This window comes from Neobacillus oceani (genome assembly GCF_046237595.1).
GTDB lineage: Bacteria > Bacillota > Bacilli > Bacillales > Cytobacillaceae > Bacillus_D > Bacillus_D oceani.
Genome location: NZ_CP143543.1, coordinates 2,666,430 through 2,689,316, shown reverse-complemented (window position 1 = coordinate 2,689,316; position 22,887 = coordinate 2,666,430). Strand labels below are relative to the sequence as shown.

The following is a 22,887-nucleotide window of genomic DNA, read 5'->3' as shown; positions in this document are numbered from 1 at the left end:
GAGTGACACCTTTATGGGCTTTCGTCAAATCTTAGTCACTCAACGGGATTTGAGCGACACCTTTTCAGGCTTTCTGCAAATCTTTGTCACTCAACGGAATTTGAGTGACACCTTTATGGGCTTTCGGCAAATCTTTGTCACTTAACGGGATATGAGCGACACTTTTTCGCCCACTGTTCAAACCTATGTGATTTATCTGGCAATGAGCGATACCTTTTCAGGATCTCGCTAAATCAACGCGTCAGAGTCTAAGGCATCCCCATGTTTAAGACACACAAGGGTAAATCACAGCGACAGATCCCAAAGTTACCCAGGTTCTTTCCAAGGGAATTGCCCTGACCCATCCTCTGTTGAGGTGGACTTTTAAAGTTTTTTATGCAATCCTGTTAACATACTAAGACTAAGCATACATACCAAGGTAAGGTGAGAAAATGGGCAAATATCAACTAATCGCGACCGCGGCAATGGGACTCGAAGCGCTTGTTGCCAAGGAAGTGAAGGATTTAGGATATGAAGGAAGCACGGAAAACGGCAAGGTTACATTCACGGGTGATGAGGCCGCGATTGCGAAGGCCAACCTTTGGCTTAGGACAGCCGACAGGGTAAAAATAAAAGCAGGCGAATTCAAGGCTTATACATTCGATGAGTTATTTGAAAAAACAAAAGCGCTCCCATGGGAACAATTCATTTCAGAGGATGCTGAATTTCCTGTAAGCGGAAAATCGGTGAAATCCAAGCTTTTCAGCGTGCCCGACTGCCAGGCGATTGTGAAAAAGGCGATCGTCGAAAGGCTTAAGAAGGCTTATCGCAGAACGACCCGATTTGAAGAAACCGGGCCATTGGTTAAAATTGAAATATCACTCCTGAAAGACGTCGCAACGCTTACGATTGATACAAGCGGGGCGGGGCTCCATAAAAGGGGGTACCGGGCGGGACAAGGAGAAGCGCCGCTAAAGGAAACCCTTGCGGCATCACTGGTTCTGCTGACGAACTGGACGGCTGATAAGCCATTCATAGACCCGTTCTGTGGATCGGGAACAATTCCAATAGAGGCTGCACTGATTGGCCAAAACATTGCTCCCGGGTTTAATAGGGAATTTGTTTCGGAACAATGGGGCTGGATTCCGGAGAGAATCTGGGATGAAGCAAGGACAGAAGCGGAAGACCTGGCCAATTATGACCAGCCGCTAGATATTTCGGGATCGGATATTGACCACAGGATGATCAAGATTGCCGAGGGAAATGCTTTTGAAGCTGGACTTGGCGAATTGATTACCTTCAAGCAAATGCAGGTTCGCGATTTAACTTCGGACAAGCAATATGGCGTCATTGTCGCAAACCCTCCGTACGGGGAGCGGCTGGGGGACCGGCCCGCGGTTGAAAAAATGTATCGTGAAATGGGCGAAGCTTTTGGCAAGCTTGAGACATGGAGCAAGTATATACTGACTGCTCATGAGGACTTTGAAAAGTTTTACGGAAAGCCGGCAACAAAAAAACGCAAGCTTTTCAACGGATTTATTAAAACGGACTATTATCAGTACTGGGGTCCAAGGCCGCCCCGCGGCATTTAGCGAAAATTTTATAAGCATTTGTGAATATTCCTATTTACCACCGAATAGAATACAGACATCCTATTATATTTCGGGAGGGAATGGGAGTATGTTTCAACCGCTTGATTTTGCCAAAATTGCCAAGGCGATTGAGGCTACACAGCAAATGCTGAACCAGGATACCAATCCAAAAGCGACAACAATTCTTCAACTGCAGGAAGCGGACAGGAATTGGAAGCAGGCGCTAGCGGCAAATACCGCGATAAGATAAGGCCGGGAACAGGGGAAAACCCGGGACTCCCGGCCTTCGCTTTTAGAAAAAGCAATAGCATTTACCTATCTACCTAACTGTTTCAATGCGGCTTCCGACATGTTTTCAGGGGACCAAGCCGGCTCCCAAACAAGGTGAATGACAGCTGTATCGATTTCATCCATCGCTTCGATTCTGTGTTTTACACTCGCTGTGATGCTGTCATGGAGAGGGCAGCCTGGAGTCGTCAGAGTCATGGTAATTTCCGGGTCCCTTTTAGCGGCCATCTGAATGCCATAAATAACGCCTAAATCCACAATATTAATGTTCAGCTCTGGATCGAGTACGTATTTAAGTTCTTCACGAATTTTATCTACAAATGCCATTTAGAAGCACCCCTTTATTTTTTTAACACTAGAATAATTGTCACGCTCATTGCCAAATGTGAAATCGAAACGGCTGCCTGGCCGATGCAAAAAAAGGGCGGCTGTTTTTGTAAGCATGGAACTAAACACAATTAGAGGGGGAATCCATGCAAATGATCAATGACCATGATCCAAGGCCGCTGCTTTATCAGTTCATGATGGAGCGGCCCGAAGAATTTGAATGGCAATACCTCGAAGAAGGCCCAAAAACATGGAAAGTGGCCATCAAAAAGAAACAATAGCTGCCTGTAGACCGCCCTAGATACCAACATCTGGAGCGGTTTTTCGCTTTTAAGGAATCTTTAAAATTGATCCTTGTGGATAACTCGAAACAAGCTATTGTAATCCAGCACCACAAGGAAAGCTACGGCAGCATAGCATCGCACGAAGGAAAAGTGTTTTTCTTTTCCGAGGAGCGCGTAGCCCCTCTCTGGTCTAAGCCGGTTCCCTCCGGAGGGCAGGCCCGTCCTCGGAAATGCCCGCATTTCCTTCGTGCGTGGGCCAATTCAGGGATGCCATTCAGTGTCCTGCGGGCCCCGTCTTATGCTTGTCGGGGCTGACCACTTAGGAAAGCTCCCTAGAATAATCATCGCAGGGACAGGCGTACTTTGCCTGTCGCGAAGGCGCTTACGCATTTTGTTCTTTAATAAAATCTAATTTTTTCAAAAGTATGATAAAATTGATTGATTAATTGAAAGGGGAAAAGTCATGGACATAACGATTGCGGAAATGGAAAAGGATTTCTTGGAATACGTAAAGAAAATGGCGGCGTATAACGAAGCGCTCGGGTTAATTTACTGGGATTTACGGACTGGCGCTCCGAGGGAAGGGCATGTTCAGCGTGCCGAAGTAATCGGCGTGCTTCAAAGTGAAGTTTTTAAAATGTCAGTATCCGATGAAATGGAGAAATACATAGATGAGCTCTCCGGCCTTGTGCTGGATCCGGTTACAAATAAGGTTCTTGAAGAGTGCAAGAAGAACTTCGACCGAAACAGGAAAATACCCGAAGATCTGTTCAGGGAATATGTCGTACTCCAGGCGAGGTCGGAATCGGTATGGGAGGAAGCGAAAAAGGCTTCCGATTTTGAAATGTTCAGGCCCTATTTGGAAAAACTGGTCGCCATCACCAAGCAGTTTATCGAGTATTGGGGCCACGGCGGCAACCCATATAATTCGCTCCTTGACATGTATGAGCCTGGGATTACCGTTGAGGTTCTCGACAATGTATTTGCCCGGCTCCGCGATAAAATCGTTCCATTGGTAAGCGAAATAGCCAAATCGGGCAACAAGCCTGAAACAGGATTCCTGTCCCACTATTTCCCGAAAGAAGCACAAAAGGATTTCAGCCTTGAAGTCCTCAAGGAGATTGGCTATAACTTCAATGCAGGCAGGCTTGATGAAACCGTCCATCCATTTGCGACAGGCTTGAACCCTGGGGATGTACGGGTAACGACAAATTATGATGAACACGATTTCCGCACAGCGGTTTTCGGGACAATCCATGAAGGCGGCCATGCGCTGTACGAACAGAATATTTCCAAGGAACTCATTGGGACACCTCTTTGCTCAGGCACATCCATGGGCATCCATGAATCGCAGTCGCTTTTTTATGAAAATTTCATAGGCAGGAGCCTCGGGTTCTGGAAGAGCAACTTCGATTTGTTGAAAAAATACGCAGACGGACAGTTTGACGGGGTTTCGGTGGACGATTTTTACAGAGCGGTCAATGAATCAAAGCCATCCTTTATCAGGATTGAAGCAGATGAATTAACGTATCCGCTTCATATCATTATCCGCTATGAGATAGAAAAGGGTCTTTTCAACAATGAAATCGAGGTAAAGGATCTCCCGGAAGTCTGGAATAGAAAATACGAGGAGTATTTGGGCATCAGACCGCGGAATGATGAAGAAGGAGTCCTTCAGGATGTCCACTGGTCAGGCGGTTCATTTGGGTATTTCCCTTCGTATGCCCTTGGATACATGTATGCCGCCCAGTTCATGAATACACTCAAAAAAGAACTTCCGGATTTCGATAGCCTGTTGGAAAAAGGCGAGTTTCTGCCTATCAAGGAATGGTTTACAAGGCATGTCCATTCCTTTGGAAAAATGAAAAAACCGCTTGAAATCCTTTATGACGCGACAGGGGAAGGGCTGAATCCGGATTATCTGATCGAATACCTTTATGAAAAATACAGCGCGGTTTATGGTCTGAATATAAATGATTAAGAAAATGGAATAGTTTCGCTGATTGGTGGTGCCTTTAAGATGAAAAAGTCGATTCCGCTTTTGCTAATCGCAGCCAGTGCATCCTTGTGGGGATGCATTGCGATTTTTGTGAGGGGGCTGGCCCAGGTTGGCTTTAGCCCGATGGAAATCGTCACAATCAGGGTTGCTATTGCGGCAATCCTCCTTGCCCTGATTGGGGGCATACTATACAGGAATGAAATGGCGATTCGGCTCAAAGACAGTTGGATGTTCATCGGAACGGGTATTTTCAGCATCGTATTCTTTAATTGGTGCTATTTTACCGCGCTTAACTTGATGGACGTGTCGCTCGCGGTTATCTTATTGTATACGTCCCCGATTTTCGTTTCGATATTATCCTATTTTGTTTTTAGGGATAAATTCACGAAGACGAAATTTTTGGCTGTCGCAGGAACATTTGTCGGATGTGTCCTTGTTGCCGGGTTCAGGGGCGATTCTGCCGCCGTTTCCGCAACTGGACTTCTGATCGGCCTTGGGGCGGGGTTGGGCTATGCCCTTTACAGCATTTTTGGGAAAGCGGCGTTAAACAAGTATAAGCCATTTACGATTACGTTTTATACGTTTTTGACAGCCGCCTTGTTCCTCGTCCCGTTAACACGCCTTTGGGAAAAGGCTGACGTTGTCCTATCTGGAGACTCACTCCTTTATGGCGCTGGCCTTGGGATTATCCCGACTGTTTTGGCCTATTTTATGTACACGAAGGGACTTGAAAAAACAGACAGCAGCACAGCGGCAATTATCGCGACTGTTGAACCGATCGTGGCGACATTGCTTGGGGTTTTCCTCTATGGGGAGGGGATTGGCATCCTGCAAATCATCGGTTCCGCTCTCATCCTCCTATCCGTATCCGTGGCCAATCTGAATTTTGAAAACATCCGTCCGAATAAGAAAGGGCTCCAGCCAATGTGACTGGAGCCTTTTCTGTCCTAGTTTTAAAATCTAAACTACCATTTGCTCCACGTTTGCCAGCCCTTCGAACCGATTGGCGCATTCTGGATGATATCAATAAGCGGTATCGTATAGGCGAAAAGAATCAACGCTGCTGTGATGCCCAGCCACAGCTTCCAGTTTTCAAATACAGCCGGAGCTTTTTCTTCTCCCGCTTCTGCTTCCCCTACCGGGAATTCTTCCTCCCCTTTAGGGGCAAAGAAAGCAAGGTTAATGAAAATGACCATAACGAGAATGATGCCGATGAACAAAATGGAGCCTCCAATTGCCTGGGCAACCTGGTAGGGAATCCATTCCGCCGCCTGGGCAGAACCGCCATACTCAGAGAAGGCAGACCGGCGCGGAGCCCCCAAAAGGCCCGCCGCATGCATGGCGCCCGACATGAACGTCATGCCCACGGCCCAGACCCAAGCCTGGATAATAGCCAATTTATTCATTGCCTTCGTCAGTTTCCTGCCTGTCAAATGAGGAACGAGCCAATACGAAATTCCGAAGAAAGTCAGGACAACTGTTGTCGCAAGTGTCAAATGGAAATGCCCGGTTACCCAGATCGTATTATGGACAACCTGGTTCAACTGATGGGATGCATTGACGATACCGCCCGCGCCAGCAGGGATAAATGCCGCCATTCCAATGAACGGGACCGTGAATCTGGCGTCTCCCCACGGAAGTTTTTTCGCCCAGCCAAACAATCCTGTTGCACCTTTGGAACGGCCGGTTTTCTCAAATGTCGCGAACATTGAGAAGGCAGTCATCAAGGATGGGATGATGACCATGAATGTCAATACAACCTGCAGGAACTTCCAGGCAGGGTCAATTCCCGGTTCAACAAGCTGGTGATGGAACCCAACTGGAATCGAAAAGAGCAGGAATAATAGGAATGATAGCCTAGCCAATGAATCGGAGAATATTTTCCCGCCAATGATTTTAGGGATGATTGCATACCAGCACATGTATGCGGGCAAAAGCCAGAAATACACGAGTGGATGGCCGAAATACCAGAACAATGTCCGGCTGACGAGCACATCGACCCGGTCGACGATTCCAAGCGACCATGGCAAAAGCTGCAACAGAACCGTAGCGGCGACTCCAAGAGTAGCAACAATCCACATAACTGTATTGACAACGACCATGAAAGTTAAAAGCGGGCTGTTTTTACCAGGATTCTGCCTGCGCCACTTGCCGTAAGTTCCTAGAAGAGCGCCCCCGGTAACCCAGCTTCCGACGATGACAAGGGTAAGGCCAATGTAGAATATCGGATGGGCCTTTAATGGTGCGTAAAACGTAAACAGGACGGTAGCTTCTTTTAACAGAATCATCGTTGCCGCCATGGCTGTTCCGATTGTCATTAGCCAGAATCCAATCCAGCCTGCCATTCGTGCTCCATTAGACATTGTTCCCGCCGTACGGCTTACCGCCGCTGTCTGGAAACCCATGATAAAAAATGTAGTCAGAACAAGGCCAAGCAAAACCCCGTGCACTGTCAATACTTGATAGTAATCGATTCCGAACGGAAGCTCATATTTTCCGGACCTAACCAAAACCTGCAAGAGGCCCATTAGTCCGCCAAGCGCAAGCGCTGTGAATGCAACATAAAGGTAGGCCATGGAAAGCTTTGCATCCCGCGGGTCGACCTTTGTATGGGTAGTGGAAGCTTTCATTATTCAGTCACCTCGATTGTGGATTGCATTAAGTGATGAGCCGTGCCGCAATATTCATTACAGACGACAAGGTATTCACCAGGTTTGTCGAAGGTAGTCGTGAACTCGCTTACATACCCGGGTTCAAGCATCATGTTAATATTTGTGCCGGCAACCTGGAATCCATGGATGACATCCTTGGTTGTTGCAATTACTTTAACTTTTGCCCCAAGAGGGACTTGTACCTTCATTGGATTATAGGAAAAGGCCGATGCAACGTAAACGAGCTGGTAATCCCATTCCTTCCCTTCCACCTTTGTCAATCCCGGCTTGTCGAATGGTTCCTGGGTGTCCACTTTTTCCGGATCAATCGTCAAGTTGCAGCTAGGCGGCTGGTTCCCCATATAGAAAGCGCTGACTCCGACTACTGACAAGAACATGACGAGTGTGGCGATTCCAAATGTAAGCCATATTTTTTCAAACTTATGAATGTGCATGAATGCTCCCCCTTTCTATTTTTTAAAAACGGTCAAGGAATAAGAAGTAGACCCCTGCCCAAGTTACAATTAAAAATGCCCCTAGCAGGAAAACCGATATAAGGGTCCCCTTCAGGACTGGTTCCGAATCCTGGACTTTGTGCTTTACTTTCTTTCCTGTCTTCGCCAATTCTGTTTTTGCCATCCCCCAGCACTCCCTTCCAAATAGTTAAAAAATTCGATAAGTACTTATTTCATAATACAAAACTATAAAAAAAGTAAAATATGGGTTTCTGAATGTTCACAAATTATACATACCTGCTTAATCACTATGGTAATAGGAGAAAACTGTCAAAACAGTGATTTAAATCACTTTTTTAATAAGGGAATTGTGTCTAAAAATTGAACATGAAACAAATACGGTGAGAAAAGTTGTTGAATGCCCTAGAGAGGCGCAAAAAACGATTTCAAGAACAAAACAGGAGGGGAGCAAATAAACTGTAAGCAAACAAAGGAAGGACTGGGGGAAATGGAGAAATACTACTGTGAAAAATGCAGGCTGCTTTATAACGAAAAAACAGCCTGCAGGATTTGCGGATCGCTTGCCTCCAAAAAAATTTGGATTGAGGTCCAAAAACAGGATAAGGATTAAGCCTTGGCACCGATATTCGGTGCTTTTTCCTTTTTCATTCATTATAATGAGAGAGTCAAGTCTACCAGGGAAGCGTAGACAGAAATAATCGTAATGATAAGCAAAACAAAGGGAGGATGAGCAAGATGTATTTACCTTCGTTTCGGCTGGATGGAAAAAAAGCTATCGTGACGGGCGCGGGAAGGGGAATCGGAAGGGCGTTGGCGTCGGCCCTTGCTGAAGCCGGCGCAGATGTGGCAATCCTTTCACGTACTGTTTCCGATCTTGAAGAAACAGGAGCAATCATACATAGCCATGGCAGGAAGAGCCTTGTCATTCCCGCGGACGTGACAAGAAGGGAAGATGCGTTGCGCGCGGTAACAACTGTAAAGGAAGAATGGGGATCCATCGATATTCTCATTAACAATGCAGGGATGAATATTCGCTCAAAGGCGCTCGATGTGACCGACGATGAATGGGAAACGATTATGAATACGAATCTGAAATCTGCTTTTATGATGGCTCAGGAAACCGGAAAGGTGATGAAGGATCAGGAAACAGGGGGAAGAATCATATCTATTTCATCCGTTGCCGGCCATGTCGCGCTCAGGACAGGAGTAGTGTACGCGGCAAGCAAGGCGGCGCTCATCCAGATGACAAAGGTCCTAGCGCTTGAATGGGGAAAATACAACATCAATGTCAATGCAATCGGGCCGTGGTATTTTAAAACACCTTTAACGGAAAAACTCCTCGCAGACCCTTCCTATGTGAAGGATATACTCGATGTAACGCCCTTGAAGCGAATTGGCGAGCTCCCTGAATTGGCAGGTCCGACTGTATTCCTGGCTTCTGACGCCGGCAGCTACGTCCATGGGCAGACTTTGTTTGTCGATGGCGGAATGACGATTCAGGGATTCTAATTATTTTTTGGAAATGATTGGTCGATGATGGAAGTTTATGATTTTGGTATAATAGAGTTGCACAACAACCCTTCAAAACAAATTGCTCCCTCTTTTTATAAGAGGGGGCTTTTTTTGTGTTTTTGCAATTCACATTCCTGGATAATTTCGCTCAAATAGGGAATAGGCTAGTAGCCACTCGGAATAATTTACCGCAGCCGGGTAAAAATACCCTTACAAGAGTTGAAGGAGAATGGATGATGCCAGCAGTCATTTCAATAGCGGAAGCTCTGCCTCCATATAAGGTCGAACAGGGCCAGGCGGTCGAATTTGCCAGGGAGATGTTTTCCGAATCTCATCAAGATATCGCACGGTTATTGAAGGTTTTCGAGAATGGCCAAATCGAGAGCAGGAGGTTCGTCAAGGATATTGATTGGTTCAGGGAGGAACGCTCTTTCAAGGAAAAGAACGATGCCTATATTGAAGCGGCCGTTGAGCTTGGGACCGAGGCCATTGTCAAATGCCTGTCAAACGGGGCTTTTTTAAAAAGACAGGTTGAATGCCAGGAAATTGAAGCGATGTTTTTTATATCGACGACGGGTTTGGCAACGCCAAGCATCGATGCAAGAATCATGAATAAACTTGCTTTTTCGCCGCATGCCAAACGGATTCCGATTTGGGGGCTAGGCTGTGCCGGGGGAGCCGCAGGGCTATCAAGGGCATACGAATACTGTCTTGCATTCCCGGAAGCGAAAGTACTTGTTCTTAGCGTTGAGTTATGCAGCCTGACCTTTCAAAAAAACGACCGTTCAAAGAGTAACCTTGTCGGGACTTCCCTGTTCGCGGACGGGATTAGCTGCGCGCTTGTTTGTGGTGATGCAGTAAACGATCTTCATGTAGTTAGGGTGCCGGAAATCACCGCGACCCAATCGACGCTCATGCCTGAATCACTGGACGTCATGGGATGGGATATTAAAAACGAAGGGCTTTATGTCATCTTCTCCCGCGATATTCCGACAATAATAGAAAGTTGGCTGCAGCCGAATGTCAGCGCTTTCCTGGAGAGGGAGGGCATCGAAATCGGGGACCTCCGCTATTTCATTGCCCATCCTGGCGGGAAGAAGGTTCTTGACGCGTATGCCAACTCCCTTGGAATCAATATGCAAATGATGGATATATCAAGGGATGTTCTAAGCAAATTCGGGAATATGTCATCCGCAACCATCCTTTATGTGTTGAAGCGCCACATGGAATTGACTCCATTGGCTGGCGAATATGGCCTCGCTGGCGCTCTAGGGCCTGGTTTTAGTTCGGAACTATTGTTAATGAGGTGGAAGGAATGAAGCTGTTCACCACATTTATTGGGTTCGTCATTTTTCAGCGGATTGCCGAATTAATCATTGCGCGGAAAAATGAAAGAAGAATGAAACGGGAGGGGGCGCTTGAATTCGGGCAGGCGCATTATCCGTGGATGGTCTTGATGCATACAAGTTTCTTTTTGTCTCTCATTCTGGAAGTATGGGCGCTCACAAAGGGCCTTTCCCCTTTGTGGCCGATTCTGCTCGCGGTATTCATTCTTGCGCAGGTTGGGCGAATTTGGGCGCTTTCCTCACTAGGAAAGTACTGGAACACAAAAATTATTGTTCTTCCAGGCGCGAATATAGTAAGAAAGGGTCCTTACAGATTTATCCGGCATCCCAATTATGCAATTGTAACCATCGAGCTTCTTGTGATCCCTTTGCTGTTCGGAGCCTTTATAACAGCTGCCGTCTTTGCTGTATTGAATGCCATTATTCTCTCCGTCCGAATTCCAGCCGAGGAAGAAGCACTAAGAAAGCTGGCGGAATACGATAAAATGAAAGAACGGCCGAAGAGATTTGTACCACAAATGTTAAAGAAAATTGACAAATAGGCCTATCGTATTGAAAATGATTATCGAACATGATACACTTTCCTTGGAAATGAAAATCATTCTCATCAGGGAAGGTGTTACATATGGCGCTCGTTTTTGTCGGAGGAACCGTTTTGGTCTATGCCGCAGTTATGAAGCATGTATTAAGCCATGTTGCCAGGCCAACTAGATAATGATAATCCTTATTTACTCTAAAACCAGGGCTCTCCCTGGTTTTTTGCTGTTTATTTAAGATGGAAATAGGAACTTCTTATGGGAAACGCGCGAATTTTCGTATAAAATAAAAAGGATATTATTTTTTGAAGGGGATTTTCTTTTCATGGTTCAGTCAAAAATGGAACGACAATTAGGTAATAAGCTAAAAGGAGCCATATCAGGGCTTTATTTTTACTTAGAACAGCATGGGGATTCGGCGTCCGCCTATAAAGTGAAACAGCTTGGCTGGAAATACGCCGCGAGGGAGAAGGCAATCGCTTTTTGCGGGCACTTCTCGGCTGGAAAATCTTCATTGATCAACCGCATCGCAGGGAAAGACATCCTGCCTTCAAGCCCGATTCCGACAAGCGCCAATCTTGTTAGAGTGAAAACCGGCGAAGAATATGCGAAGGTTTTTTTCAAAAAGGGCATGCCATGGCTTTATTTGCCGCCATATGATTATGGGGTGGTGAAAAGCCATTGCCTTGATGGCGACGAAATCGAGGAGATTGAAATCAGCCAGAAGGATTCGGCCCTGCCGAAAAGCGCTGTCATCCTCGATACACCAGGAATTGATTCAGCCGACGATGCGCACAGGATCGCGACCGAATCCGCCATTCATCTCGCGGATCTCGTTTTTTATGTGATGGATTATAACCATGTCCAATCCGAAGTCAATTTCCTTTTTACGAAAGAACTGCAAGATGCAGGCAAGGAAGTATTCCTTGTTGTAAACCAGATCGACAAACACAGGGAAGAAGAACTAAGCTTTGACCGCTTTAAGGAAAGCGTTTCCACTTCGTTCAACTCGTGGGGAGTGAAGCCCGCGGGCATTTTTTTCACATCGCTTAAAGCACCAGACCATCCGGAAAACCAGTACCCCCAGTTAGAAAAATTAGTTCAGGCGAAACTGAGTCTTGAGGGAGAATGGCTGGAAAACTCGACGTTCGCCTCTTTGGCTAAAATTGCACAAGAATATTTGAATAATCTTTCGACAGATCAGGAAGCCGAAAGGGAGATTCTCAATGAAATCCTTGCCGATAATCCATATGGCGGAGACGTTTCGCTCGACGAAAAAATCAATGCGATAAACGATTCCTTGACCCTAATTAAAAATGGGGTTGAAGCATCTTCCAGGGAGCTTGATGAAATGGCGGGCCATATTCTTAACAATGCCTATTTAATGCCATTTGAGACGAGGGAGCTTGCAAAAGCATATCTCGAATCAGAGCAGCCCGGCTTTAAGGTGGGCTTTCTATTCTCAGCGGGGAAGACACTTGCCGAAAAAAAAGTGCGAAAGGAAGCCTTTCTCGAAGCGGTGATCGAAAAAACGAAACTGCAGGTTGAATGGCATATTCGTGAGCTTTTACTAAACGTTTTGAAGGAAAACGGAATCAGAGACCAACATCTTGAAGAGAAGGCGAGGAACTTTTCGGTTCCTGTAACCGTTGATTTACTTAAAAAACCCCTGAAAAAAGGCGCACTTCTCTCAGGGGACTACCTGTTGAATTATACGGACGAGCTTGCATCCGAAATTAAGAAGGTGACGAGGGACAGGATTTCCGAATTTAAAAAGGAATACGTAAATGCTCTAAGCAGCAAGGCAGAAACGTTGGCCACGGGTGAAAAACGCGAACTTGAAATACTTGCGAAGGCCAGAAACGCAAGGGAGAGGCTGGCGCAGCTTGATGAGGAGCTTGCTGCAGCCAAAAAAGAAATAGACACAATCATTGAAAAAAGTCCTGAGGCGGAAGGAAGCTTACCGGAATGGCTTTTCTCACGCCAGAACGAAAACGTAAGAATTATCCATGAAGAAGATTATGCAAAAGCTGCTCCAGCCATAAATTTAGTTAAGGATAATATACAAGAAACAGTATCAAAACCGGAAACACAGTTTGAAAGCTTCGAAGCGATGTCCTCCAGGCTAAGGGATGCAGCGGCCATTATTAAAGGGTTGCCCGGTTTTGCCTATTTGGCCGGCGAGCTTCTTGATAGAGCCATAAAGATTGAAAACAGCTCCTACACCGTTGCCCTTTTTGGAGCATTCAGCGCAGGAAAATCATCTTTTGCAAATGCCTTGATCGGAGAGCGGGTGCTGCCTGTTTCCCCGAATCCGACCACAGCTGCGATATGCAGGATCAAGCCGGTTGACAACGAACATTCGCACGGCTCTGTCGTTGTGAAAATGAAGGAGCGGGACAGCCTGCTCGACGATGTGAACAAGGCACTGAAGTTCTTTACGGGAACTGCTGAGAGCCTTGAAGAAGCTTTGGATAAAATCAAGGAACTATCAAAAACGCCGTTCCACGGGAATACTGCCGAAAAAGCGAACCTATCATTCCTCAATGCGTTTGAATCGGGGTATTCAGCCGCAAGGGAGAGCCTTGGAAAAAAAGTGATCGCCGGGATGGCGGACTTTGAGGATTATGTGGCTAAAGAGGACAAATCATGTTTTGCCGAGTGGATCGATCTGTATTACGATTGCCCTCTAACCCGAATGGGAATCACTCTTGTCGATACGCCAGGAGCAGATTCAATCAACGCAAGGCACACAGGAGTCGCTTTCGATTATATAAAAAATGCCGACGCAATTCTATTTGTCACGTACTACAATCACGCATTTTCAAGGGCCGACCGAGAGTTCCTGATCCAGCTTGGAAGGGTTAAGGAAGTTTTCGAGCTTGATAAAATGTTCTTTATTGTCAATGCCATCGACCTTGCTAAAGATGAAGAAGAAAAGGAACTGGTCCTCAACTATGTGAAAGGGCAGCTTGGAACGTATGGAATTAGGAATCCATCCATGCATCCGGTATCATCTCTTTTAGCGTTGAAGGAAAAAACGGAACGCAACGGCGGTACGGCTTCAGGCATATTAAGCTTCGAAGAAACGTTTTTCAGCTTTATCAATGATGGCTTGGCAAGCATGGCACTCGCTTCTGCGAAAAAGGATCTTGAGCATGCTGTCAAAAGGGTTGCCGCGCTCGTTGCTTCCGCGAAGGCTGACATTTCGAACGCGAAAGAAAGGAGCCGTGAGCTCAAAGAACGTAAAGCCGCTGCTATGTCGTTCATTTCATCGCAAAAAACAGGATCGCTTGAACAAAGGCTTGCCCAGGAAGTCCAGGAACTGGCCTATTATTGCAAGCAACGAGTATTCTTCAGGTTTGGGGAGTTTTTTAGGGAATCATTCAATCCTTCTTTGCTGAGTAGCGGAAGCGGCAACATGAAGAAATCGCTTGATACCGCCCTTGGCGACCTCCTGGAAAGCCTTGGCCACGATTTGGCGCAGGAATTGAGGGCGACTGCGCTCCGGATTGAAAAGTTCGCCGCCCGGATAGTATCCGAAAGCCGTGAAGCACTCTTGAACGACCTCTCGGATATATGCGAAGGTATCGGTTTCTCCCGTTTCGATTTTCCTAACCCCAGGGGAATCGACATCCCGGCGGCATTCGGAGATACAGATAAGTCCATATTTTCAAAGCAGCTGGCGTTGTTTAAAAACCCAAAAGATTTCTTTGAAAAAAACGGTAAAAAAAGGATGCAAGAACAGCTCGAGGCAGCAATTAATCCCGAGGCGGACAGCTATCTTCACGCACAATCCGATAGGCTTGAGGAATACGGCCGCTCCCTTGCAGAACAGTTTTTTGCCTTAATGGCGGCGAACCTGGATATGCAAGTGGAAAATTACTTTACCGGTATGCTTGAAGTCTTGGACGGCGGCATCGACGTGGCCCTGCTGGAGGACTCCCTGCGAAAGCTCCGACGAATCAACGAATAGACCCACTATTTTCATAGGGTTTATGGTATAATGGATTGTGAAGCTTTTATTAATAAACTATGTTAACATCAACAGCCAAGTTTAATCGTTCTATACTTAAGCTTAATCGCAAAAATTTCAAGGCGCATACCAGCGCCTTTTTTAAAAGAAAAAAATTGACTAGCCAAGCGCCAAGATCACGGCGCTTGCGCTTTTCTGCAGGAGGACAGGATGAATAAAAAGGACTCATTAATGCTCATTGACGGGATGGCACTTTTGTTCAGGGCTTTTTATGCAACGGCAGTGACAGGACAGTACATGATTAACGCAAAAGGGATGCCGACGAATGCCGTCCATGGTTTTCTTAAACATATGCTCACAGCTGTTTCGGAGTTTTCACCATCCCACCTTGCCGTTTGCTGGGATATGGGAAGCAAAACATTTCGTAACGAACTGTTGGACAGCTACAAGGCGAACAGGGGAGAAGCGCCTGTCGAGTTGATTCCTCAATTCGATTTGGCGAAGGAAGTAGTTAGCGCGTTTGACATACCAAACATCGGCCTTGCAGGGTTTGAAGCCGATGATTGCATTGGTACGATCGCAAGGCAAGTAGGTGGTTCAATGCCCGTTTCAATCGTGACAGGCGACCGGGACATCCTCCAATTGCTTGAAGACAAAGTAACGGTAATCCTGCTGAAGAAAGGGTATGGTAATTACTTGGTCCACACCCCGGCTTCCTTTTATGATGAATGCGGGCTAATTCCAAGGCAAATGATCGATTTGAAGGCGCTAATGGGCGACCCGAGCGATAATTACCCGGGAGTCAGGGGAATCGGTGAAAAAACCGCTTTGAAGCTTTTGAAGGAGCACGGCCATATTGAAGGTATTCTTGAGAACCTTGAAAAGCTGTCCAAGTCCCACAAATCGAAAATTGAACAGGATCTTGAAATGCTTCACTTATCCAGGAAGCTTGCTGAAATCAATTGCAGCGTGCCGATTGAGTGTGATATGGAAGCCGCCGCTTTTTCACCTGACAGAGAAAAAGTTGAAGCAATGCTAGCGGATACCGGACTAAGGGGAATCGGAAGAATGGTTCCTTATCAGCCAGAAGTTGTTTTTAATTCCTGATATTCAATAAGGAAGATTGCCCGTTTCCGGTAAGGAGCGGGCGTTTTTTTGTCCAGCCTCAACGGGCGCTTGCGCTTTTCTTTGTCTAGCTCCAGCGCCCAGCGCCTAGTGTACTTCGATCCCCTCGCTACGATAAGTCAACATCGATTCGCTTACGCTCATCGTGTTTCCTTTATCTCCATCGGGGCTCTCCAGTCCATACGGCTCTAAACGGGCGCTTGCGCTTTTCTTATTACCTGCGTGTATTGCTCTTTTTTGCTCTTTCCTCCAGCTTGCTTTTTGGGTCCGGTGTCCTTGTGCCATCCTGGCCAAACCCTTGCGGATTCACGCCTGGGTCTTTTGTCCCCCTGTTGCCATCATTTTTGCTCATTTTGTCACCTCCTGTTTTCTTAGTATCCCCTCAGGGAATAATAAAACACATGTTGTAACTTTAGTGGCGAGGTGAAGGAAATGAACAAAGGAGTAATTGTATCACTATTGAGTATTGGGCTTGCGCAAGGTTTAAAAATTCCGATCCATTATGTAAAAAAGAAGGAGTGGCGCCCGGATCTCTTCTTTCAGACTGGAGGCATGCCAAGTTCACATTCGGCCGGGGTTTCATCCCTGACCACTTTCATTGCGCTAAAAAGAGGAGTGCCGACTGTCGATTTCGCGCTATCCCTCGTATATGGCCTAATTGTCATGTATGATGCCCAGGGAATCAGGAGGCAGACCGGGGAGCTTACGCTGAAAGTAAATTCGCTGGATGAGCTGATTGATAAAATTCATACTGAAGACTCAACGGTTGAGTTTGAGGAGAAGACGCCAAAAAAACTGAAGGAGATGCTTGGGCACAGGCCCGAGGAGGTTCTTGGAGGAGCGCTTTTGGGACTTATAGCGGGCTACATTGGACATGTTTTGACAAAAAATGATAGCAAAAAGTCTGATTTTACAGTACACTAAAAACAGAATATATGTTTGTAAAATCAGGAAGGATGGGTCACAAAGGTGCAAACGGTCGACCTTTACCTGCAGGACTTGAAGGCGAGAGGCTTTCATTTGCAGGAAGATGCCATTGGATTCATTTACTTCGGCAAGCATTATACGAACGCCCCCGATGAGGTGGCGATTGCCGCAATCGAGCTGACGCTTAAAGCGCAGATCGGGTTTGAAGGAAGCTTTTATGTCTCACTTTTGGAAACGCTTATTGCCAATAAAATCAACTCGAGGCAGGCTGCTCTAGACTTTGTGAAAGACCGGCAGCTTCTCTCCCTTTAAGCGGCAAAAAGCCGGGCTACGCGCCCGGCTTTTCAACATTCAGTTGGATTTTCGCAATTGGCTTCTGGCGGGCTGGCAGTTCCGAAATAATCATTCCGGTGAAAATGAACAGGCATCCTGCCAGGGCCGAAATAGTAAGGATGTCACCTGCCCAAAAGTATCCCGCGACTGCCGCAAAAACTGGTTCCATCGCAAAAATGAGTGCGACCCTGGTTGGCGAGGTATGTTTCTGGAACGCAGTCTGGATCAAAAAGGCAAGTGCGGTGGCAAAGAGTGACGTTACAACGAGCGCAAGGATTACCTCCCGTGAAAAAATAACATCAGGTTGGAATGCTTTTTGCCAGTCTTCGAAAAATAATGCTGAGATGGAAGAAAGAATTCCGACCGTTGCAATTTGGACAATCGTAAGCGGGAGGAAAGGGTAAAGGCCACTGTATTTTCCAGTAAATAATATATGGAAGGCAAAGCCTATAGCGCAAATGAAAACGAGTCCATCGCCCTTATTAAGCGGTGAAACTCCCGTCATGGTCAATAGAAACAACCCGACTGTCGCGACCAGTACGCCAATAACCGCATTCCTTCCGGCCTGCTGCTTCATGAGCAGGAACGAAAAGAGCGGAACAAGGACCACGCTAAGACCGGTGATAAATCCAGCTTTGGATGATGTTGTATACAGAAGCCCAGCGGTTTGGGTAGCATAGCCGACGAAAAGGAACAGTCCGAGAAAAGCTCCGGACAAAAAAAGCCGGGGCGTCAAAAGGGAAAGCTGTTTCCGTTCAAAAATTAGGAGCCAGAGGCTTAGCAATAGGGCCGCCATCAAGAAACGGACACCGTTGAATGATAATGGTTCGAGGAAGCTGATGGCGTTTTGGACCATCACAAAGGTAATCCCCCAGATGAACGTAACGAGCAACAAAACCACGTCCGCGAGAAAGTGCCGGTTTCTATTCATTTTTCCTAATCCCCAATCTTGCTAATTCATCCGCTACCTTGTTTTCGCTCCCGGGTATCCATTTTATAAAAAACAAATCCAATTGCCTTGTAAGGTCAAGCACCCTTTCCAGGAGAGGCGCATAGTGTTTGTTTTTGGCGAATTCTTTTTCAACGGCATTGTTCACCAATTCCGAATCGGTCCTGAATGAAACCGTCCTGTATCCTTTTTCCAGGCAGATTTCCAACGCCTTGATTAGCGCATGGTATTCCGCTTCATGATTGGACATGCTGCCAAGCGGCAGGGAGTACTTTTCCGCAGAGCCATGGCCTTTGATGAAAATGCCCGCGCCGCTTGGGCCCGGATTTCCCGCGCTGGCGCCATCGATGTATACTTCTATCAATATCCATTCCTCCATTATTGTGCTAAAGTGATTTTAACATAAAACGTTAGGCGAAACAGATTAAAATTTCTTAATAAGAATGGTTTAAGTAAGATTGATTTGTGTATCATGAAAAGAATGGTTTTTTAATATGAATGGCAAAGATATAGGATACAAAGGAAATACGGAGGGCTTTTTATGAAATACAAACTGGAGTGGGTTTTTACAATAAAGGGAGGCGGGAAGATCAGGTTTTATTCTGACTGGCTTGAAGGGGACCATGCGCTCGCAACCGGTGAAGAACTTGAAAAAACAGGGAAGGCGCACGAACTGGCGTTTGAAGATGAAATCGGGACAGAATGGACAATGAAGGAAATGAGGAGGCTGCTTGAGGAAACGGAAGAGGAGCCACATGATGTCATTGTCTATTTCGATGGAGGCTTCATGAAAGAAACGAATGAAGCCGGGCTTGGCGTTGTCCTGTTTTTCAGGCAGGGCAAGAAAAAATTTCGGGTGAGGGCAAATGAACGAATCGGCGAGATGGAAACGAACAATGAGGCGGAATATGCAGCCCTTTACTTCGCAGCTACTCTCCTCGAAGAATATGGGATTAAAAATATGCCATGCGAAATTCGTGGTGACTCGCAGGGGGTGCTGAAACAGCTTGAAGGGGAATGGCCATGCTATGAGGAAGTGCTGAACGGTTGGCTTGACCGGATCGAGAAGAAATTGGAAAGCAACGGCATCAAGCCGTCCTTTAAGGTGATTTCACGCTCGGAAAACAAAGAGGCCGACAAGCTCGCCACTCAGGCGCTTGACGGGAAAAGAATACATGCGAAAACACAGTTGCTTTAGGAAAGGGGGCTGCTGATGGAAAGGGAAGCGATAGTCAGGAAGCAGCTTCTTGAGAAAATAAATAACCTCATACAATGCTATTGCGATGGCTGCTTTTTGTACAGGCAAAATGTTCTTGATTCGGGGAAACGAAAATCCCATAAGTTTTGTATAAGCGAGTGTACGGTTGGCGGGCAGATAAGGGAATTAGGCTTCAAGGAAATCCGGTTGAAGAAAAATAAAAGGCTGGCGCAATGCCAGCCTGAAAAATCGCTTTATGAATAGGAATTAAAGTTTTACTACGTTAGCAGCTTGTGGCCCACGGTTTCCTTCAACGATTTCAAAAGAAACTTCCTGGCCCTCTTCAAGAGATTTAAAGCCATCGCCCTGGATTGCTGAGAAATGGACGAATACGTCTTCGCCACCTTCTACTTCGATGAATCCATAGCCCTTTTCGTTGTTAAACCATTTAACTTTGCCGTTTTGCATATTACCTTTTCCTCCTAAAACCTTGCAGGCATCCCTTGATGCCCGAGTTGAATATTATCATGAAGCAGATGCGGCAGGTATTTCCTGTATTAGTCTGAACCATGATGCATTTAATATACACGAAAAACAGAGGACAGTCAAGGAATGAAAGCGCTATTAATGCCAAAAATGCCATTTTTCCAAACAGCCCTGTTCATAAAAGAACGATCTATGCCATACCCTTTACTATCCAAAAAGAAAAAGGGTGAGGGCATGTATAGGCTGGAAAAAGGGAACAAGGGTATGATACTTCGGTTTTCCCGAAAGGCGGTCTGCTCGGAAGCGGATTGCGAGGAAATTTGCCGGATGCTCTTGGAAAGTGCTGTGGATATAAGAAAAATCACCGGGATTGGGTGCGGTATTTTATTCCATGAACGACTCGGGGCAGTGGTCATTGAAGCAGAGCCGTTTCCATCCCTTCTATTGACTGTCCGGTCCGTCATCCCAAAACATGCCTGGTTCCATAATTAAAAAATTGCAGGTTCATTGGGATTCCTCCATCATCACAGCTGATTGAGCGAAAGCCTGCGATAGGATAAAATGGATGTATCTCCGGTTTATAGATTGGTGGTAAAAAAAAGTGAAGAAAGTCATTATATCCGAGAAGCCATCCGTGGCGAAAAATATAGCAGATGCATTAAAGATAAAGGGCAAACAAGATGGTTATTATGAAGGAGAAAATTATATCATCACATGGGCATTCGGCCACCTTCTCCAGCTTTATGACGCAAAGGATTATGATGCGAAAATGGCAAAGTGGAACATGGACAATTTTCCATTCATTCCCGAACAGTTTAAATACAAAGTAAAGAGTGACCCGAAGAACAGGGATAAAGAAGATTTTGGCGCTAAAAAGCAGTTGAAGACGATTTACAGCCTCATCCGCAGAAGTGACGTGGACGGGATCGTTTCCGCGTGCGACTACGACCGGGAAGGCCAGTTGATCGGCGATAGCATCATTTACAACAGCAGGACAGGAAAACAGGTTTACAGGCTGTTATTGAATGAATGGACGCCTGCGGAGGTTCTGGCCGGCCTAAAGTCTCTAAAGGAGAATTCCCAACTGAAGCCGCTCCAGGATGCCGGCGTGAGCCGACAGTGGGCAGACTGGGCGATCGGAATCAACCTGACATCCGCGGCTACGCTCAAATATCAAAAAGGTTCCGGTAAAGCATTGAACATTGGCAGGGTATTGCTGCCTACTTTGAAAATCATTTATGACCGAGATATGGAAATTGAACGTTTTGTCCCGGAAACGTATTTCAAACTGACCGCGCTTTTTAAAACAGCGGGTGATGAACAATACGAGGGGACTTACCAGGCGAATGGGGAAGAGAAGTTCAAGGACCAGGCTGAACTTGAAGCCGTCCTCGCGGCCCTTGAAGGCCATACGGGAATCATCGCCGACAAGAAGGTTGAGAAAAAGCGCGAGCTTCCGCCGTTCCTTTTCAATCTATCAAACTTGCAAGGCTATATAACTAGTAAATATAAGGGCTGGACGTCCGATAAGGTTTTGAAGGTGGCCCAGTCGCTTTATGAAAAGAAATACATCACCTACCCGCGTACCGCAAGCTCGGTCCTCGAGGAAACACTGGCTGGCAAAGCCGCAAAAGTATTGGATATCTTAAAAGAGAATCTCCCGTATAAGGACGAGGTTGTTTTTACAAAATCACGGCGGGTGTTCGATTCCTCACGGGTTGAGAGCCATAGCGCCATCATGCCGACATATATGGTTCCAAAATCACTGACAGCAGATGAAGCGATCGTTTATAATGCTGTCAAAAACCGCTTCATTATGCAATTCATGCCCGCGGCAGAATACGAGGAGACGAGAATCACCACTTCCGTGCCTGGTGCTGGCCTTAAGGGAGAGTTTGTGTCCAAAGGTAGGATCGAGCTCGTCGAGGGGTGGAAAAAGGTCGAAAAGATTGAATCGAAGGAAACAATTCTGCCGAATGTCCAGCTGAACGAGCAAGTGCAAATCGCGGAAACCGATTTATCTTCCCATGTAACGAAGCCGCCAAAGCGCCATACCGAAAAAACACTGCTAAGGGTCATGGAGACGTGCGGAAAAGGCCACGAAGAGGAAGATAGCGAGGAGATGATGGAAGCCATCCTCGCAGGATACAGCATCGGGACTCCGGCAACAAGGGCGGAAACAATCAAGAAGCTGAAGGACATCGGCTACATCGAGGCACAAAGTAAAAACCTGCTTTGTACAAGCCTTGGAAGGCGTCTTGTTGAAACCTTTCCAGTGCGGGAGCTTTTTGACCTGGAATTCACCGGCCGGCTTGAAAAAACGCTGTCCGATATTGAAAAGAAGAAAGTGAGAAAAGAAGACTTCCTTGGGATGATTTTTGGGTTTACGTCCGAATCGGTTGAAAAAATTAAATCAGCGACGACTGAAATCCTCCAAGAGGTTACAAGGGAGAGGAAAACGGTCGAAGTGCTTGGGAAATGTCCCGAATGCGGAACCGGAGCCATCGTCGAAGGACAGAAAGGCTTTGGCTGCAGCAACTGGAAGAGCGGCTGCAAGTTCGTTGTCTGGAAGAATGATAAGTTCCTGGCCACTTTTAAAAAGAAGCCAACCGCCACGATGGTGAAAAGCCTCTTGAAAAAAGGCTCGGCAAATGTGAAAGGGATGACAAGCAAAAAAGGCTCGAAATTCGATGCGATTCTCCGTTATGAAAAAGACGATGAAAAGGGTTATTATTCTTGGAAAATGGAATTCGATAACAAGCCAAAAAACGCAAGGAAAGCAAAATAAATTTTAGGGGGCAGGGCTTACTTGCTCCTTTTTTGTTGTAATGGTTAAGAATAAGGTAAAACGGATAAAAATCACTCACTTTCGGCGTTGTATTTGTTACAATAGAGTGGCAGTT

24 protein-coding genes and 1 pseudogene are annotated in these 22,887 nt (G+C 46.3%); 17 read left to right on the top strand and 8 right to left on the bottom strand.

Translation table 11 applies throughout. The annotated features are described in order from the left end of the window. Window positions 1-431 precede the first annotated feature (431 nt). Both V1499_RS13510 and V1499_RS13505 read left to right on the top strand, forming a co-directional pair. A complete protein-coding gene (locus V1499_RS13510; RefSeq protein ID WP_409270430.1) occupies window positions 432-1,571 on the top strand; it encodes a class I SAM-dependent RNA methyltransferase in 1,140 nt (379 codons plus the stop codon). An 88-nt stretch (window positions 1,572-1,659) separates the two neighbouring features. After that, window positions 1,660-1,821: a hypothetical protein gene (locus V1499_RS13505; protein ID WP_409270429.1), complete on the top strand. Its 162-nt coding sequence runs from the start codon at window positions 1,660-1,662 to the stop codon at window positions 1,819-1,821. Window positions 1,822-1,886: 65 nt separating this feature from the next. On the opposite strand, the gene V1499_RS13500 is transcribed toward V1499_RS13505, so the two are convergent. Continuing rightward, window positions 1,887-2,186 (bottom strand): metal-sulfur cluster assembly factor, encoded by a 300-nt coding sequence (locus V1499_RS13500; RefSeq protein ID WP_409270428.1) that lies wholly within the window; start codon window positions 2,184-2,186, stop codon window positions 1,887-1,889. Between the two features lie 137 nt (window positions 2,187-2,323). Between V1499_RS13500 and V1499_RS13495 the strand changes: the two are divergent. The 3 genes and pseudogenes from V1499_RS13495 to V1499_RS13485 all read left to right on the top strand — a co-directional run. Next, window positions 2,324-2,467 (top strand): annotated as a pseudogene (locus V1499_RS13495) (DUF2249 domain-containing protein); the annotation flags it as partial. A 466-nt stretch (window positions 2,468-2,933) separates the two neighbouring features. Continuing rightward, window positions 2,934-4,451 carry a carboxypeptidase M32 gene (locus V1499_RS13490; RefSeq protein ID WP_409270427.1) on the top strand — a complete coding sequence of 506 codons (1,518 nt, stop codon included), beginning with the start codon at window positions 2,934-2,936 and terminating at the stop codon, window positions 4,449-4,451. Between the two features lie 39 nt (window positions 4,452-4,490). Continuing rightward, window positions 4,491-5,399: a DMT family transporter gene (locus V1499_RS13485; RefSeq protein ID WP_409270426.1), complete on the top strand. Its 909-nt coding sequence runs from the start codon at window positions 4,491-4,493 to the stop codon at window positions 5,397-5,399. A gap of 35 nt (window positions 5,400-5,434) precedes the next feature. On the opposite strand, the gene V1499_RS13480 is transcribed toward V1499_RS13485, so the two are convergent. Genes V1499_RS13480 through V1499_RS13470 form a run of 3 tightly spaced genes read right to left on the bottom strand, consistent with a single transcriptional unit; the run spans window position 5,435 to window position 7,759 of the window. After that, the gene (locus V1499_RS13480) at window positions 5,435-7,099 is read right to left on the bottom strand and encodes a b(o/a)3-type cytochrome-c oxidase subunit 1 (protein WP_409270425.1); all 1,665 of its coding nucleotides are present in this window, start codon (window positions 7,097-7,099) and stop codon (window positions 5,435-5,437) included. Next, the gene (locus V1499_RS13475) at window positions 7,099-7,575 is read right to left on the bottom strand and encodes a cytochrome c oxidase subunit II (protein ID WP_409270424.1); all 477 of its coding nucleotides are present in this window, start codon (window positions 7,573-7,575) and stop codon (window positions 7,099-7,101) included. The genes V1499_RS13480 and V1499_RS13475 overlap by 1 nt, the downstream gene beginning before the upstream one ends. A gap of 22 nt (window positions 7,576-7,597) precedes the next feature. Further along, a complete protein-coding gene (locus V1499_RS13470) occupies window positions 7,598-7,759 on the bottom strand; it encodes a cytochrome c oxidase subunit 2A (RefSeq protein WP_409270423.1) in 162 nt (53 codons plus the stop codon). Window positions 7,760-8,083: 324 nt separating this feature from the next. Between V1499_RS13470 and V1499_RS13465 the strand changes: the two genes are divergently transcribed. From V1499_RS13465 to V1499_RS13440, 6 genes are all read left to right on the top strand, one after another. Continuing rightward, window positions 8,084-8,206 (top strand): hypothetical protein, encoded by a 123-nt coding sequence (locus V1499_RS13465; protein WP_409270422.1) that lies wholly within the window; start codon window positions 8,084-8,086, stop codon window positions 8,204-8,206. A gap of 125 nt (window positions 8,207-8,331) precedes the next feature. Next, complete coding sequence (locus V1499_RS13460) at window positions 8,332-9,105, top strand: SDR family NAD(P)-dependent oxidoreductase (RefSeq protein ID WP_409270421.1); 774 nt, start codon at window positions 8,332-8,334, stop codon at window positions 9,103-9,105. A gap of 239 nt (window positions 9,106-9,344) precedes the next feature. After that, entirely contained in the window at window positions 9,345-10,427 is a 1,083-nt protein-coding gene (locus tag V1499_RS13455; RefSeq protein ID WP_409276297.1) for a type III polyketide synthase, read from the top strand. Continuing rightward, complete coding sequence (locus tag V1499_RS13450) at window positions 10,424-10,996, top strand: isoprenylcysteine carboxyl methyltransferase family protein (protein ID WP_409270420.1); 573 nt, start codon at window positions 10,424-10,426, stop codon at window positions 10,994-10,996. Before V1499_RS13455 ends, V1499_RS13450 begins: the two co-directional genes overlap by 4 nt. A 319-nt stretch (window positions 10,997-11,315) precedes the next feature. Beyond that, entirely contained in the window at window positions 11,316-14,966 is a 3,651-nt protein-coding gene (locus V1499_RS13445; RefSeq protein ID WP_409270419.1) for a dynamin family protein, read from the top strand. Between the two features lie 210 nt (window positions 14,967-15,176). After that, window positions 15,177-16,073 (top strand): 5'-3' exonuclease H3TH domain-containing protein, encoded by an 897-nt coding sequence (locus V1499_RS13440; protein ID WP_409270418.1) that lies wholly within the window; start codon window positions 15,177-15,179, stop codon window positions 16,071-16,073. A gap of 232 nt (window positions 16,074-16,305) precedes the next feature. Here the strand turns inward: V1499_RS13440 and sspL are convergent, their stop codons facing one another. Next, the gene (sspL, locus tag V1499_RS13435; RefSeq protein ID WP_409270417.1) at window positions 16,306-16,443 is read right to left on the bottom strand and encodes a small, acid-soluble spore protein L; all 138 of its coding nucleotides are present in this window, start codon (window positions 16,441-16,443) and stop codon (window positions 16,306-16,308) included. Between the two features lie 80 nt (window positions 16,444-16,523). Here sspL and V1499_RS13430 point away from each other — a divergent pair, with 80 nt between their 5' ends. Both V1499_RS13430 and V1499_RS13425 read left to right on the top strand, forming a co-directional pair. Next, a complete protein-coding gene (locus V1499_RS13430) occupies window positions 16,524-17,015 on the top strand; it encodes a divergent PAP2 family protein (protein ID WP_409270416.1) in 492 nt (163 codons plus the stop codon). Window positions 17,016-17,060: 45 nt separating this feature from the next. After that, the gene (locus tag V1499_RS13425) at window positions 17,061-17,330 is read left to right on the top strand and encodes a DUF6123 family protein (protein ID WP_409270415.1); all 270 of its coding nucleotides are present in this window, start codon (window positions 17,061-17,063) and stop codon (window positions 17,328-17,330) included. 16 nt (window positions 17,331-17,346) lie between these two features. Here V1499_RS13425 and V1499_RS13420 read toward each other — a convergent pair whose 3' ends face one another. Together V1499_RS13420 and V1499_RS13415 are read right to left on the bottom strand one after the other, a co-directional pair. After that, entirely contained in the window at window positions 17,347-18,282 is a 936-nt protein-coding gene (locus V1499_RS13420; RefSeq protein ID WP_409270414.1) for a DMT family transporter, read from the bottom strand. Continuing rightward, the gene (locus V1499_RS13415) at window positions 18,275-18,664 is read right to left on the bottom strand and encodes a reverse transcriptase-like protein (RefSeq protein WP_409270413.1); all 390 of its coding nucleotides are present in this window, start codon (window positions 18,662-18,664) and stop codon (window positions 18,275-18,277) included. The genes V1499_RS13420 and V1499_RS13415 overlap by 8 nt, the downstream gene beginning before the upstream one ends. Before the next feature lie 177 nt (window positions 18,665-18,841). On the opposite strand from V1499_RS13415, the gene V1499_RS13410 reads away from it, so the two are divergent. Continuing rightward, window positions 18,842-19,498, top strand: coding sequence for a reverse transcriptase-like protein (locus V1499_RS13410; protein ID WP_409270412.1), 657 nt, complete (start codon window positions 18,842-18,844; stop codon window positions 19,496-19,498). 15 nt (window positions 19,499-19,513) lie between these two features. After that, on the top strand, window positions 19,514-19,762 hold the full coding sequence (locus V1499_RS13405; protein WP_409270411.1) for a zinc-finger domain-containing protein: 249 nt from the start codon (window positions 19,514-19,516) through the stop codon (window positions 19,760-19,762). Window positions 19,763-19,765: 3 nt separating this feature from the next. Here V1499_RS13405 and cspD read toward each other — a convergent pair whose 3' ends face one another. Beyond that, window positions 19,766-19,966, bottom strand: coding sequence for a cold-shock protein CspD (gene cspD, locus V1499_RS13400; RefSeq protein ID WP_043933662.1), 201 nt, complete (start codon window positions 19,964-19,966; stop codon window positions 19,766-19,768). 144 nt (window positions 19,967-20,110) lie between these two features. Here cspD and V1499_RS13395 point away from each other — a divergent pair, with 144 nt between their 5' ends. Together V1499_RS13395 and V1499_RS13390 are read left to right on the top strand one after the other, a co-directional pair. After that, on the top strand, window positions 20,111-20,476 hold the full coding sequence (locus V1499_RS13395; RefSeq protein ID WP_409270410.1) for a hypothetical protein: 366 nt from the start codon (window positions 20,111-20,113) through the stop codon (window positions 20,474-20,476). A gap of 109 nt (window positions 20,477-20,585) precedes the next feature. Next, window positions 20,586-22,772 carry a DNA topoisomerase gene (locus tag V1499_RS13390; RefSeq protein WP_409270409.1) on the top strand — a complete coding sequence of 729 codons (2,187 nt, stop codon included), beginning with the start codon at window positions 20,586-20,588 and terminating at the stop codon, window positions 22,770-22,772. Window positions 22,773-22,887: the final 115 nt, after the last annotated feature.